The sequence below is a fragment of the Lysinibacillus xylanilyticus genome, from assembly GCF_001708185.1.
GTDB classification, from domain to species: Bacteria; Bacillota; Bacilli; order Bacillales_A; family Planococcaceae; genus Lysinibacillus; species Lysinibacillus xylanilyticus_A.
The window spans coordinates 124902-138844 of sequence record NZ_MDDN01000005.1; the positions used below are offsets into that span (position 1 = coordinate 124902).

Here is a 13943-nt window from a genome sequence, read left to right on the forward strand (position 1 = left end):
TCTTTGTGAATGTTGCGGCGATTTAAATGAGGTTGCTTTCGTTCCATGCTACTCGCTTTCAGACAGATAATAACATTGTCGCTGCCGCTACGTTTGCACTTCGCTTTCGCATTTTATCACTATAAATTAGAGTGACATGCGAGAAGATACACACCATGTGAAGTGGTTGATTGGAGTGGAGACTGGGCGACTCCTTGGGGATCAGCGTCACAGATTAGACCCTGGAGCGTAGCGAAGCGGCTCATCGGACGCCCCCAGGAAGCTCTGCTCTGCGCGAAAGCGAAGCGTCAGCGGCAAATGTTTTATCTGTAGCGAAAGCAAAGCGACAGCTACAAAGCGCCCAGTCGGAACGGAAATCAACCCCTCGTTTTGCCGAAGAGTCGTACTTTATTAATATGGCACCTTACAATATTATTTAATGGTAAAAGCTGTAGCCATTTCAAGTGCTTTTAGCGGATCCTTGATTGAATCAAGCGTATAGACAAGCTTGTCGTCCTGCCACACGATTAAATTTCCTGATTCATTTACATCTAAATGTGCAGATCCGTGTTGCTTTGGAATAGGAAGCATATGCGATTCTAAAAATTGTACTGCCTGCTTAGCAAGCTTTACACCGACTTCCGGATTGTCTGTTCTTGTTTGAGTCGCTATTGCCCATCTTCCCTCATTCCAACCAGTCCATAAAGAGCCTGCCCCTGCATCCTGATAGCCTTTAATATTGGAACCAAGATCAACTTCTTGACCGCCACTTTGACTAAAGTTCTCAAAAGAAATTTGCTTACTTGCTTCGTCTGCACTTTCATATTGCTTCACTAAAAGACGAGCAATAACGGTCGCTCTATCTGGTTGTTTTAGTTTAATATCGTTGATTGGCAAATACTCTTTGCTTTCAAAAAATACTATTTCAACTTCGTTAGCTTCTGCCTTCGTTGTTGCCGTTAAAAATGTACCTTCTGTGATTGGTAGCCCTTTGGGTAAAGTTATAGGTAAATCCGTTTTAAGCTGGTCCTTAACATTTTTTAATGCCCCAGCCTGTGTAATCGATGCTACTGTGTTTTCCTTATTCGGTTTAGAAGATTCCTGTTGATTTTCCTGCGATTGCTGCTCTTCTTGCGGCTTGTTTGGCACGTTAGGTTTTTCTTCTTTATCAGAGCATGCAGTGATTATACTGAAACTTAAAAGCATGAAGGCAAAAAGTACTTTTTTCATGGCGTTGGCCCCCTTTATTAAGAGTGATCGAGTAGACCTTAGAAGTAATCTGGTATGCCCCGAAGAACTGATCGGGTTCGATCCGAAACTGATCAGGTCCCCCGGGTTCATCTCAGAACTAATCGTGTAAGGTCACTTCTTTCTTCCCTACCTAAAAACTATTGTAGTTACTTAAGTTCATTAATCTGCTTCGTCAGTTCGTTAAACTTTTGATCAAGCATAGCGTAATCCTTATCCTTTGCCGTAAGAAAACTAAGCTTGCCGAGTATTTCTTGTCTTTCATTTTCAAGTTTTAAACGAAGAGCGGCTTTATCATCGGCTTGAGAAGGAGCACTGTTTCTCCATTTTTTCTCAATACGTTTATTTTGAACTTCCCACACACTATCAGTTACCTTCTCAAGAAGATATCTATCATGTGAGACAACAAGTAATGTTCCCTTATATTGCGCAAGTGTTTTCTCTAACTGCTCACGAGAAGGTAAATCAAGGTGATTCGTCGGTTCATCTAAAATAAGCACATTTTTATCCTCTAAAATATATGCCATTAGTTTACACTTTACACGCTCTCCCATACTCATTTTGCCTATTGGAGCAGTCCAATGTGCTGGTGTAAAACCTAAATGCTTCATTAAATTTCGGACTTTCCCTTGCTCCTCAAAGGTTTCTTTATAAAAGTATTGCTCCGGTGTCTGATCCAGTGGTAAATCAAATACTTCCTGTGTTAAATAGCCGATGTTTGCTGCAGGAGATAGCCAAATTTCCCCTTCAGCCTCTACCTGCCCTAAGAGTATCTTTAATAATGTTGTTTTGCCACTACCATTTGTCCCAATAATAGCAATTTTCTCACCAAACTTTGCAATTAAATTTACATCCTTCAATAAAACTCGTTGCTCAAAGCACTTCGTTAAACTCTTTGTCTCTAAAAAACGCTTGCCCACTCGTTGATTTGTGTCTAAAGAAAAACGAATCTCTTCTTCAGGTTCTACAGCTTCAATTTTAACCTTCGCAAGCTCCTTCTCTAATCGTTTTTTCTTAGATTTAACTTGCGAGTCCATACGCTTTGCTTTTACACGATAGAATTCCTTAAAGCCCTCCTGCTTTGTAGACTGCGCATGTGCCTTCTGTGACCAGGATGTTAACTCTTTCATCTGTGCCTCTATACGTTCAATATTTTTTTGCTGTTTATCATAGGCACGTTGTTGTGTTAGTCTTTGGTGTTCTCTAGCGGCTATATAGCTACTATAATTGCCACTATGCTCCATGAGCTTCCCTTCTTCTAGCGACCAAATTTTAGTCGCAATCTCGTCTAAAAAATAGCGATCATGGGAGACAACAATGATGGTACCATCGTAATTTTTTACTTGCTCAATTAACAGTGCAGTACTTCGCTCGTCTAAATGATTCGTTGGCTCATCTAGTAAAAGTAATTGAGCATTTTGTGCAAAACCATCAGCAAGACGCATTTTTAGCTTCTCTCCACCACTTAATGCTGAAAATAACACATCTGGAACCTGCCATTTAGCAAGCAAATCAGCCTCGTTTGCAGTTACCTCCAGCGTATCAAAATGCGCACTCTCCTGTTCTACATAAGCAATTTTAGCAGACTGCAACCAACGTAACTGTCCCGAAGTCGGCACTATCGAGCCTGCAATCAACTGCAATAATGTGGATTTGCCCGCCCCATTTCTACCAATAATGCCGATGACCTCGCCCATCTTCACCGTTGCTGTTATATGCTCAAAAATCTTTGCATCCTGTATTTCATAACGTACATCTTGTAATTTTAAAAGTTCCTTCATAACATCCATCCTTTTCCGTTCGAAGGGACAAAAAAATCCCTCCAAGTATTTTGGAAGGATTAGTCTTAAAAATTATCATACACAAAAAAGCTTATGAACAAAGCTTTGTTTGTGTTCCATTACTAAGTAAGCCACTTCTCCTATCTGCTTCTAAATAAAGAGGTTCAGATGGAAAATGAAGCACTTGTAAGTATCGTACAACCTCGTATCGACAAAGCTTCGTCGATACGAGATGCGCGTTTTGGAAAATGGGCAGACTAATCCTATTTTTGATTGAAATATAATATTCCATACGATTAGTTAATCATTAGCCACCCATCGTCCCTTCATCAGTAATTACAATAATTGTAACATCATTGTCTCTAAAACAACAACGGTAAAGTTGTAAAATAATTCTTCACAAGTAACATCATACTAATCAGAGAATTCTTATTGGTTCATAGTGTCCTACTCTTCATTACCATCTCGAGCAATCATACGAGCGAATCTCTCTTCTTGCAATGGTTTGGAAGCGCCAACCCCTTCTGCTACTCCATCGGAACCCAGCAATAGACTCTCTCCCTACAGCAGTTAGGAAGAACCAAAAGCTTGATCCATTAAACATCCATATATACGTATTTCTAAATAAGCATGATTGAATACCACTTGTACCTATTCCCCACGGTGGAGTCGATGGCACAAAACTAGGTGGTGGGCCAAGAGGCATTTGACCTGCTGGTGGTGGGCCAAATCCAGGTGGTCCAAAATTAGGCGGGCCAAATGATGGTGGTGGGCCAAATCCAGGCGGGCCAAATCCTGGTGGGCCAAATGATGGTTCGAAATTAGGTTCATTCCCGCTTGGAGGTCTGAAATCCTCTCCATATGGATTGTTATACATTAAAAACTCCCCCTTCTACATATTTCAATATATGTAAAAAGGCGAATAACCGTTGAGCAATTGCCTATCTTCAGGGGAGCTTTGTAGACTACACTCAACCAATTATTCCATTGGCTAATATTGTATAATGGGAGAGTATTTCCAAGAAAAGGAGCACTCATGCGTAAATTACTTTTCAACATTACTACTATAATTGTGTTACTAAGCATTTGGTTACTAATTTCTTCGAAGCAAGCCACTGAATCTACAACAAGGATCCAAGCGAAGCTAGCTAACGTAAAGGATTACAAATATTATTTAGATCAAGGAAACGATAAGATTGGCAAGGAAATGGCTAACTTGGATTTGGTCATTGTGGAGCCAATCGAAATGCAGCAGAAGTATATCGACCTTGCTCAAAAAAATGGAGCACTAATATACGGCTATATAAACGCTATGGAAGCAGACAAATGGAATTCAGCGCTTTATAGTCAATTAAATGAAGCAGATTTTTATAAAGATGCGCATGGAGAAAAGATGTATTTCGCTGAGTGGGATTCGTATTTAATGGATATGACCTCTCAACACTATCAAAAGCTTTTACTAGAAGAAATTCAGAAGCAAATTGTTCAAAAAGGGTTAGATGGTGTGTTTTTAGACACTGTGGGCAACATTAATTCTTATTTACCTGAAAAAGAGCAGGAAGCACAAAATGAAGCAATGTTATCCTTCATCAAAAAAATAAAACAGCAATATAACGGCTTGTCTGTTGCGCAAAATTGGGGCTTTCAAACATTAGCTGACTATACAGCGCCATATATCGACTTTATAATGTGGGAAAACTTCTCGTATGATGTAGTTGGAGAAGATGACTGGGCATTGGATGGGATGAAGCAATTAGTTCACATACGAGATAAATTCGGTACTCAGGTGATGGCGATTGGATTTGAGGATGAAGAAAAAAGTCGTGCTTTAGCAGAGAAATATCAATTTAAATTTTTCTATAGCCCCGCTGGATCTCACTACAATACTTGGCAGTAACGTCCTTTAATAGCATTATAATACCCTCTGCAACACTCATCAGAGGGTATTTTTTAGAAGTGAAATTATATAGATAAATAAGATTGCATCACTCGCCAATCCTCAAGCTTTTCCTCAAAAGATTTAATATTTTTACCTGGTATCGGACTAGTTGAGGGCATTTTTTGATAGGCCCGACCAACTAAAACCTCAAAGCCAATATGTTTTTTAAAAACTTCGAATGCCTTTCCACCATTAAAAAGCACCAACTCAATATTTGGATACTGTTCAAAAAGCATTTTAAAATCATTCGGTTTTTCATTACGAATAGCTGCATCTAAGCTTCCTTTACGCTCACACGATTCTATCGTATCCCAGAGACCGATATGATTGCTCTTTAACAATTTTAATCTTCGTTCATAGTCATCTGGTATATTTACCTCTAATATTTCCCCTACAATCGGCCAAAAGTGATTGCGTGGATTGCCATAATACTGCTGTTTCTCTAATGATTGCTTTCCTGGCATTGAACCGACAATTAGCACCTTTGTTGACGAATCAATAACTGGTCGTAAGACATTTTTTAGTTCATTTGACACTACAATCACTCCTCCCCTTTATTGTAGCGGAAAATTAGAGCCGACAAGTATTTCCTTCGAACTTTTCACATGAAGTTTATTTGATGAAAAATTTTTTATATAAGACCTTACGATTTCATAACCAATACAGTACCCTATCCATTTAGGAAGCTTTCCACCATATAAAAATTCAATATGATTGTCTAATCCTTGAATATTAATTTTAGGCAAAAAACGCTTCTTCCATATCTTCAACATTTTATCCAAAGAGTAGTAACTCAACCAAGGGGCTAACCATTTATCTCCGTAAATTTCTTCAACTGCACATTCTGCTAATCCTTCTAAAATTAAAGAATCCAACAAGGACACTTCGTCTAGCGTCTTATTTAAAAATTGTAAACGACAAACATGATTGTACTCATGTGCAAATAACGCTTTAAGTTCCTCTTTTTCAAGCTCTCCTATAAATAAAAACAAAGCATTTGGATAGGCGACACCATTTTTATTTGTCATTGTTTGTTCCTGTGTTATCGGAAAAATATAGATTGGTATATTTGGACCGCTCCATCTCTTTTTTAAATAAATAAATTCCTTTTGGACAACTTCCCACACATTTTGTTCCTTTAACTTTTTTATATCTATTTTTTCATGTGGCTGAAAAAGACCCTGTTGCTGTAGTTCAAATTGTAGTTCTTCCGGATATCCACCATTAAAAATTTCAACTAAACGACTACAAAGAATGTAACACTGTATTTCATTAAAATTCCTACTGTGATTTTGCCTTTGATTCTCTATTAATTCATTAAGCCACTCATCGGTAGGTATTACTGACATCCCCTCACCTCCTGCTATAGCTTATGTCTCAAATAGACAATCGGCTAGTGAGGAATGTATGAAACAGCATATATTAACTTGTAAGGAAGTCGAAAGGAGGGATATTTTATGAATCCAGCTGATACTTATAATCTTTGCTGTAAATATCATGGTAAACGTGTAAGAATTACAGATACATCTGGCAGAGTACATGTTGGAGAGATAACGATGGTGGATAGAAAACATGTGTGGATTCTACCTGATAGACGATATGGAGGATATGGTTTAGGTTTTTTTGGTCGTCGGAATTTTAGAAGACCAGGTTTTGGCGTTGGGATTGTACTCGGAACTATTATCGGAATTGCACTCGCGCCTCTATTATTTTTCTAAAATGAAATGTCCAATGCTCAATATCCGCTGCGATATGGCAGACTCATTTTTTTATTTGAGGAAAAAATAAGCCATTTCAATGGTTGAGATGGCTTATTTCCCCTTACTGTACTTGCTCTTGTTGTTGTTTGCGTTCAATCAACTCGGATATTGTGACAAATGTATAACCTTGTTTTTTAAGTTCTGGTATTATTTCTTCCAGTGCCTTAATGGTTTGCGTGCGATCGCCGCCTCCATCATGGAATAAAACAACATCTCCAGGCTTTGATCCCTTCAATACCTTTTGTGTAATTTTTTTCACACCTGGTTGTTTCCAATCTTGAGTATCCTGATGCCAAGACCACATAACTACTTTGTATCCATCCTTTACAGCAGCATTTATCATTTGATCGTTATAATTACCACCTACAGGACGGAATAAAACTGGGGAAAATCCAGTAATACTATTAATGATTCCCTTTGTCTGACGCAGTTCCTTCTGCAATTCAGCTACGGAAACATTAAACGGATGTGAATACGTATGATTGGCCAACTCATGACCTTCAGAATAAGACCTTAAAACTAGCTCTGGATATTTTTCTGCATTTTTTCCAAGAATAAAAAAGGTAGCCTTTGCATCATACTTTGCCAATACATCTAAAATTGCTGCCGTATATTTGGGATGAGGTCCATCGTCAAAGGTTAGAGCAATTATTTTGTCTTCTGTTTTAATATCCCACACAACTTCCCCTGTCTCCTCATAATAAGGTCGACCTTTATCCGCATAGATGGTCAGCTCTGTAAAAAATACCGATATGATTAAAAAACAAAGGGTTAAACGTAATACATATTTACGTGTCATAGCATCACCTCCCAAGTTCAAATTCACATAACTCCGTCAACTTACTATTTACGATTTACAATGAATTATACTCGTGAAGGATTGGCGGTTTTCATACCTTGTCACCGATAAATTGCTGTTAAATTTTGAACGAATTGTGAAAACACTCACAAACCACTTTATTTTTTTACTAATTGATGTAAAATAAAAAACACAAACTGATATATAACAACTATAAGTTTAATTAATTTTTCTGCCGATTGTTATAGTACAAAAAAACAACAAAGGGGATTTCATTATGTGGATTATTACAGTTTTTGAACAAAATACTTATCGTATGTTCGAGTACGACACTAAAAACGAGGCAACAATTGCATTAAAAAAATTCAAGCATACAGCAATGCTTTCTTATACGAAATAAATAAAAAGAATCAACTCATTCTTACAAAAGGGAAATCGAGTTGGTTCTTTTAGTTTTTTACGAACAACATATCTTATTTAAGGTGGCAGAATTACGCTTACAATAATTTTTTTACGGAAAATGTCGAACACCTTTTTATCTATTGCCATATGTATATAGAGAAAAGGAGTGATATTAATGGTGACAATTGAGCCTATTATGATTAAGGGTCATTTTTTCACTGCAGTGATTGTTCAATTACCTAAAACAACACTACTAACAATTTCAAATGAAACGGGCTACATCATGTGTGGGGCTTTAGATATCGGTTTATTAAATGATCGCTTAGCTGACCGTAAAATTATTGCAGGTCGTGCAGTTGGTGTGAAAACAATCGATGAACTATTGACAGCCCCATTAGAATCCGTGACGTATGAAGCGCAGCAGCTCGGTATTACAGAAGGAATGCCTGGTGTAGAGGCATTATTAAAAATGATATAACCGGAAGTTTTTATGTATAAACAAAGCGTCAGTTCAATTTCGACTAGACGCTTTTTTTTGATGTATTATGTACAGTTTGAATAAGCTAGACACTCTTTCCCTATACTTTGGGCAAAGGAGTGTTCATTTTGGATAAAGATAAACATTGGAAAATACATGTAATCTTATTATTAATAGTCGTTATTATTTTTGTCTGGTCTGTCATAAAACCAGCTACCTATTTGGATTGGCTCGCAGAAGTTAGCCCTGCTGTGGTTGCTATTATTATTGTAATCGCTATTTACAACAAATTCCGCTTCACAACTTTCTCATATGTGATCATTGCCCTTTTATCCATCTTAACATTTATTGGCGGGCACTATACTTATTCAGAGGTTCCACTTTTTAATTGGATAAAAGAAGAATTTCACTTACAGCGGAATGACTACGATCGTTTTGGACATTTTCTTAAAGGTTTGATGGCCATTGTCATAAGGGAAATATTAATACGAAAAACACCACTAACGAAAGGTGCTTGGTTAACAGGTATTACAATAAGTATTATGCTGGCAATTGCTGCTCTCTACGAAATCATTGAATGGCTCAGTACAAAAGTTTCAAAAGGCGGCAAGGGTGCTAAAGACTTTGTAGGGATGCAGGGAGATCCCTGGGATGCACAATGGGACATGTTTTCGGCCTTCCTTGGAACCATTTTAACTTTACTGCTATTTACAAAATTCCATGATAAATTATTGAAAAAGCAGGCAAAGTAAATCAATTTCACCTTGGCGTATACAAAAAATATTTGCTAAATGATGATAAACAATTTTCCTCTATAGTAAGCATAGCATAACTAATATGAACCTTTCGAAGGGTGGTATTCTATGTACTATGCAAATATAAGTCAGCACTCGCCCCATCCATCTCGTGTGATTGACGTCACTGGAAATGGAAAAGTAATGGCTACTCCAAGTTATGTTCAACTTCAAATTGAAGTCCAGACAAGAGGAAAAAATGTACAAGAAGCACAGCAGGAAAATGCAATCATTATGAATCGTGTTATCCAAGCTCTTTTAAATCTCCATATCCCAAGGGAAAATATTCAAACAGCTGTCTATACGATTTCACCACTTTATGATTATGAGGACGGCAAACAATTTTTAAAGGCTATGAAGTCACAAATGGTATTACCGTTAAAGTAACGGATATGAATCAGATTGGTGTAATTATTGATACAGCCGTGGAAAATGGTGCAAATCGAATCTCCTCTATCCAATTCAATATTGACAATGCCAATGCCTATTATCAACAAGCTCTTAGTTTAGCCCTTCATAATGCGCAAATGAAGGCTAAAACGATTGCCGAGACAATGCATTTGCCTTTACAACCACAACCTATCGAAATTGTTGAGGAACTAGAGCGCGCCCCAGTTCTGTATAGATCCATGGCGATGGCCGATTCCAAAATTTCTACGCCTATTGAACAGGGTCAAATAGCCGTTAATGCGACTGTTCGAGTGAAATTTCAATATTAAAATGTATAATTCCAAAGCGAAAACTCCTCTCTTGATTTGTCTCGACAACAATTAAGCTACGAGAGTTTTCGCTTTTCTTCTACAGTAAAATGTAAGATTATTGAATTTATAGAAAAAAAGCAACTCATCACCATAACATGTGGTTGATTTCCGTTCCGACTTGGCGCTTTGCCGCTGACGCTTCGCTTTCGCGCAGATAAAACATTTGTTGCTGTCGCTTCGCTTTCGCACAGATAAAACATTTGCCGCTGACGCACAGAGCAAAGCTTCCTGGGGGCGTCCGATGAGCCGCTGATCCCCAAGGAGTCGCCCAGCCTCCACTCCAATCAACTTATATACAAAGCATACGTCTTAAAAAATATCACCCACAACTTTTGGTGATGAACCAAAATAACCACAAATTTTAATGGAGAACCTAAACAACATTTTTTCGAGAGGATTTAAAACAATGACACTCTCATTCCATATTTAATCTAATTGCAACGTAGCATTGCGGACTTGATACTATTGGTTTTGTTTGCAACAGCAGTAAATTTGGTATGGTGATGATATCAAATATAAAAAGGAATGATAAAAATGAAAATTAGCAAATCGATTTTAGATTATCGTAAAAGTAATAATTTAAGCCAAGAACAATTGGCAAATAAAATCGGTGTGACTAGACAGGCCATTTCAAAGTGGGAACAAGAAAAAGGTGCTCCAGATATTGAAAATTTAATTTTATTAAGCGATGAAATGAATATTAGTTTAGATCATTTGATTAAAGGTAACAGCCCTATAAAAAAGCAAATCGCGAATAATGAAAAAGCAGTAAAATTTCATTTTCTAGTAATTTTATTTTTAGTTGCTATTGTAATTTATATAGCTTATTTTGCACTTGTACACGAAATTTTTATGATTGGATTTTTAATTGCAACGCTCTTTATGCTAGGTATTGAACTTTATGTTTACATGAGAAAACATTCGAATTAGTTACGTCAAAATCCCAAGGAAAAGAGGCCTATCCGCTTTTCCTTGGGATTCAACACACATGCCAATACATATGGACATCAAGAATATTCCGCATACATGACTATATATTATTTAGGATTAAGTAAATTTTTTTCTAGACATACTACTTCATCAGATGTTTTAAAAATAATATCAAATGGCTGACTATACGAATGCATAAACAATTCATATTGAATCCGACGTTCTTCATGGGACTGCCTTAAATAATTGATATCGGTTCCTCTTTCAAGTACATCACGACCCAACCTTCTTATTAATTCCGTCTCACTATCTGTATAAAAATAAATTTTTAAATCAAATAATTCGGGATTAATAAATGCTACACTCATTCCCTCTACAATCGTTACTTTAGTTTTTGAAGAAATTAACGTACTTTTCATATAATGCGTATCTATTGTCAATAAATCTAGACCTTCTCGAACCATCTGAATATCTCTTTCTAAAGAAGGCAAATGATGGGCTGCTGGATGACAAGCCGTCATTTTAAAACAATGGTTTTCATTTTGATATGTATAGTCGATAATTGTTTGCTTACGTATATCTGAACTAACAATATACGGATCTGTATTCATATAATTCACTTCATTTTGATTTAGACAATTAACAAGTTTATTGGCAAACGTTGTTTTCCCTGCTGCTCCATGTCCCGAAATGCCGATAATAATTCTTTTATCACTTAATTTTATCCAATTCAGTATTTCTTGTAGTATCTTCTCCATCTTCCTTCTCCTTTTACCAATAATCACAAAATAGGTGGTATGAAGTTCCATTCATACCACCTGGTTAATCCGAAATTTTTTTATAAGCTCTTGCTGCCGCCCTAACCACCGCAGGAAAACGTAGCTACAGAAGCGATCTTCTTCCTGTATCGGGAGGCGATTTTAAGCAAAACAAACTTTTATCATTTCCATACACGTTCTATTGTTATTTCATTATGCTTAGTGCTACATTGAAAAATATCTGGATTACTTAAATTTCCCCAAACTTGAAAATCGACCTCATTATTATAATACTTCAATAGTAAAGTAATTATATTTCCATGACTAACAATAATGGAATGCTCAGCATCACTTTGGAAAGTTTCCTCAACTACGTGAATGATCCGTTTCATTGCTTCGCTACTTGACTCTCCACCTTCAAACTTTAACTCCATATCGGTAAAAGTTGCTTGAAGTTTTTCATACCAATCAGGTAAATCTCTAGTGCTTAAAATACGTTCTGAAAGCCGTTCATCGATTTCAATATTTATATTTTTCCTATTACTTAACGGTTCTATAGTTTGAATTGCACGTAAAAAAGGACTGGCAATGATTCGATCAATTTTTATGTCAGCGAAAAAATCAGCTAAATCTTCTGCCTGATGAAAGCCATCTTCTGTTAAAGGAGCAGCCGCCGATTGTCCTTGAGCTTCGCAATGTCTAATTACATAAATATGCTTAACCATATAAACCTCCTAGAGAAAATATGGAGAACCGACATCATTGTTATTAATCACAATATCTGCATTGTCTTGAGGGTTATGTTCCTTTAAATATAAACTTGATGCAGCATGATACCGGTTAATGAACATAGCCTCTGCACTTTCATAGCTTCCAAATGCAATCGTCTCCCGTTTTGCTCCCCTATTTCGGGCTAGCTCAAAATCTGTCTGTACGAAAATTTTATAATCGAATAAATGTATTAGTTCTTTTTTAAATAAAAATGTTCCATCCACAATAAAAATGGTATCGTCTGTTGCAAGCAGTTGTTCTGGATTTACATATGCATCCTTTTCTAAATCTAACGAAACTGTCTGATACTGCCGATCTCCATCCTCTCCTAAAGGAATTAACAGCTTTTCCTTAAATGCTTGATAATCGTGTGCATCTTCATAATACCCGATTGCTGAATCCTTTCCCTGCCTATAGCGAATCGCTCTCGGATTATGAAAATTGTCAATGCTTGTTCGTACTACTTCTCTTTTTCTTCGACGAAGCTCTTCAGCAAGTTCATTGGCAAGAGTTGTTTTCCCTGAAGCTGTTATTCCACTAATTGCTACTCTAATTGGATGGTGAAGTTTTAAATCTATAATAGTATTGGCTACTTCTGAAATCAGTTCTCGTCTTAACATCTCTCATTGACCTCATAGATTTTTAGATTTTAATTTACAATTATTATACCTTCTTTACTAATTAGTTCCAATTTATTTAATGCGTCACCAATCTTACCTTTCTTTAATTGCTCCGTATGTTCTTCTTTCTGATAACCTTCTAAATCAACGCTTATGTCGGATGATTCACTATTCGCCATAAGCTCTAATGATTTGGGTGCCTCTTTGTATGATATTGTAATATCTCCCGAAGCAGTCTCTACAAATAATGCTTTTCCTTCGATGATTTCTTTCATAAAAACTTCACCGCTAGTCGAAGTAATTTTCGTTTTCGAACTGTTGACTCTAGTCATATAGCTATCACCATTCGTAGAGGCGATCGTTAATTCATTCACGGTACTATCCATCATTTTCAATTCTCCATCCTTTGATGTAATTTCACCTTTATCGGCCGATAGTCCCTTAATGATTTTAGAGCCCGAATCCGTTGAAATCGACAGTTCCTCTGTTTCAATGTTGTTCATTTTAACATCACCATAGCTGTTTTTTAATGCAATCTTATTCACAGCATTTTTAGGAACAGAAATGTGAATAGTACCCTTTTTTCCAAAGCTAAAGTTTTTCATAACCCCTCCTTCAGTGTCTTGTTGATATACTACAACTTTATTTCCGTCTTTCTTAATTTCAACAGGGTTATTTTCCTGCTTTTCTTGTAGTTTACCTTCAATTTCAATTGTTATTTTTTCAGAATCTGTATTTTCTAATGCTATATCCCAAGACTCACCGTTTATTTCAAGTTCTTCAATTTGCTGAACATCAAAGGACTGTTCTTCGTTAATACCCTTCTCACCATTTGTTTTAAGGGTGAATATAATTCCTCCTATTGCAATTACAAATATCAAAGCTATGATCGCTTTTTTCACTTTGCATCCTCATTTCTCATA

General features: G+C 36.7%; 17 protein-coding genes and 1 pseudogene. 7 read left to right on the forward strand and 11 right to left on the reverse strand.

Annotated elements, in window-relative coordinates:
* Positions 1–411: 411 nt before the first annotated feature.
* The 3 genes from BFJ97_RS12555 to BFJ97_RS12565 form a co-directional block, all read right to left on the reverse strand.
* Entirely contained in the window at positions 412–1209 is a 798-nt protein-coding gene (locus BFJ97_RS12555) for a hypothetical protein (RefSeq protein WP_068984998.1), read from the reverse strand.
* Positions 1210–1376: 167 nt separating this feature from the next.
* On the reverse strand, positions 1377–3008 hold the full coding sequence (abc-f, locus tag BFJ97_RS12560) for a ribosomal protection-like ABC-F family protein (protein WP_068985097.1): 1632 nt from the start codon (positions 3006–3008) through the stop codon (positions 1377–1379).
* A gap of 457 nt (positions 3009–3465) precedes the next feature.
* Positions 3466–3885 carry a hypothetical protein gene (locus BFJ97_RS12565; protein WP_068984999.1) on the reverse strand — a complete coding sequence of 140 codons (420 nt, stop codon included), beginning with the start codon at positions 3883–3885 and terminating at the stop codon, positions 3466–3468.
* Positions 3886–4044: 159 nt separating this feature from the next.
* Here BFJ97_RS12565 and BFJ97_RS12570 point away from each other — a divergent pair, with 159 nt between their 5' ends.
* Positions 4045–4905: an endo alpha-1,4 polygalactosaminidase gene (locus BFJ97_RS12570; RefSeq protein WP_068985000.1), complete on the forward strand. Its 861-nt coding sequence runs from the start codon at positions 4045–4047 to the stop codon at positions 4903–4905.
* Between the two features lie 65 nt (positions 4906–4970).
* Here the strand turns inward: BFJ97_RS12570 and BFJ97_RS12575 are convergent, their stop codons facing one another.
* Both BFJ97_RS12575 and BFJ97_RS12580 read right to left on the reverse strand, forming a co-directional pair.
* Positions 4971–5483 (reverse strand): DNA-deoxyinosine glycosylase, encoded by a 513-nt coding sequence (locus tag BFJ97_RS12575; protein WP_068985001.1) that lies wholly within the window; start codon positions 5481–5483, stop codon positions 4971–4973.
* 18 nt (positions 5484–5501) lie between these two features.
* On the reverse strand, positions 5502–6296 hold the full coding sequence (locus BFJ97_RS12580) for a DUF2268 domain-containing protein (protein WP_068985002.1): 795 nt from the start codon (positions 6294–6296) through the stop codon (positions 5502–5504).
* Positions 6297–6404: 108 nt separating this feature from the next.
* Between BFJ97_RS12580 and BFJ97_RS12585 the strand changes: the two genes are divergently transcribed.
* On the forward strand, positions 6405–6665 hold the full coding sequence (locus BFJ97_RS12585) for a hypothetical protein (protein WP_068985003.1): 261 nt from the start codon (positions 6405–6407) through the stop codon (positions 6663–6665).
* Between the two features lie 103 nt (positions 6666–6768).
* On the opposite strand, the gene BFJ97_RS12590 is transcribed toward BFJ97_RS12585, so the two are convergent.
* Positions 6769–7506 (reverse strand): polysaccharide deacetylase family protein, encoded by a 738-nt coding sequence (locus BFJ97_RS12590; RefSeq protein WP_068985004.1) that lies wholly within the window; start codon positions 7504–7506, stop codon positions 6769–6771.
* A 277-nt stretch (positions 7507–7783) separates the two neighbouring features.
* On the opposite strand from BFJ97_RS12590, the gene BFJ97_RS25460 reads away from it, so the two are divergent.
* The 4 genes and pseudogenes from BFJ97_RS25460 to BFJ97_RS12605 all read left to right on the forward strand — a co-directional run bounded on the left by BFJ97_RS25460 (position 7784) and on the right by BFJ97_RS12605 (position 9899).
* Positions 7784–7906, forward strand: a complete 123-nt coding sequence (locus tag BFJ97_RS25460) for a hypothetical protein (RefSeq protein ID WP_263297471.1) — start codon at positions 7784–7786, stop codon at positions 7904–7906.
* Positions 7907–8083: 177 nt separating this feature from the next.
* Positions 8084–8386: a YunC family protein gene (locus BFJ97_RS12595; protein WP_068985005.1), complete on the forward strand. Its 303-nt coding sequence runs from the start codon at positions 8084–8086 to the stop codon at positions 8384–8386.
* A 128-nt stretch (positions 8387–8514) separates the two neighbouring features.
* The gene (locus BFJ97_RS12600) at positions 8515–9138 is read left to right on the forward strand and encodes a DUF2238 domain-containing protein (protein ID WP_068985006.1); all 624 of its coding nucleotides are present in this window, start codon (positions 8515–8517) and stop codon (positions 9136–9138) included.
* A gap of 186 nt (positions 9139–9324) precedes the next feature.
* A pseudogene (locus BFJ97_RS12605) lies at positions 9325–9899 on the forward strand (SIMPL domain-containing protein).
* Between the two features lie 56 nt (positions 9900–9955).
* Here the strand turns inward: BFJ97_RS12605 and BFJ97_RS24190 are convergent.
* Complete coding sequence (locus BFJ97_RS24190) at positions 9956–10156, reverse strand: hypothetical protein (RefSeq protein WP_139114436.1); 201 nt, start codon at positions 10154–10156, stop codon at positions 9956–9958.
* Between the two features lie 319 nt (positions 10157–10475).
* Between BFJ97_RS24190 and BFJ97_RS12610 the strand changes: the two genes are divergently transcribed.
* Positions 10476–10871, forward strand: coding sequence for a helix-turn-helix domain-containing protein (locus tag BFJ97_RS12610; protein WP_068985007.1), 396 nt, complete (start codon positions 10476–10478; stop codon positions 10869–10871).
* Between the two features lie 107 nt (positions 10872–10978).
* Here the strand turns inward: BFJ97_RS12610 and BFJ97_RS12615 are convergent, their stop codons facing one another.
* The 4 genes from BFJ97_RS12615 to BFJ97_RS12630 all read right to left on the reverse strand — a co-directional run bounded on the left by BFJ97_RS12615 (position 10979) and on the right by BFJ97_RS12630 (position 13922).
* Complete coding sequence (locus BFJ97_RS12615) at positions 10979–11629, reverse strand: uridine kinase family protein (RefSeq protein ID WP_068985008.1); 651 nt, start codon at positions 11627–11629, stop codon at positions 10979–10981.
* Positions 11630–11811: 182 nt separating this feature from the next.
* Positions 11812–12354 (reverse strand): histidine phosphatase family protein, encoded by a 543-nt coding sequence (locus tag BFJ97_RS12620; RefSeq protein ID WP_068985009.1) that lies wholly within the window; start codon positions 12352–12354, stop codon positions 11812–11814.
* Between the two features lie 9 nt (positions 12355–12363).
* Positions 12364–13020, reverse strand: coding sequence for a uridine kinase (locus BFJ97_RS12625; protein WP_068985010.1), 657 nt, complete (start codon positions 13018–13020; stop codon positions 12364–12366).
* 29 nt (positions 13021–13049) lie between these two features.
* Positions 13050–13922, reverse strand: coding sequence for a DUF4097 family beta strand repeat-containing protein (locus BFJ97_RS12630; RefSeq protein WP_068985011.1), 873 nt, complete (start codon positions 13920–13922; stop codon positions 13050–13052).
* Positions 13923–13943 lie beyond the last annotated feature (21 nt).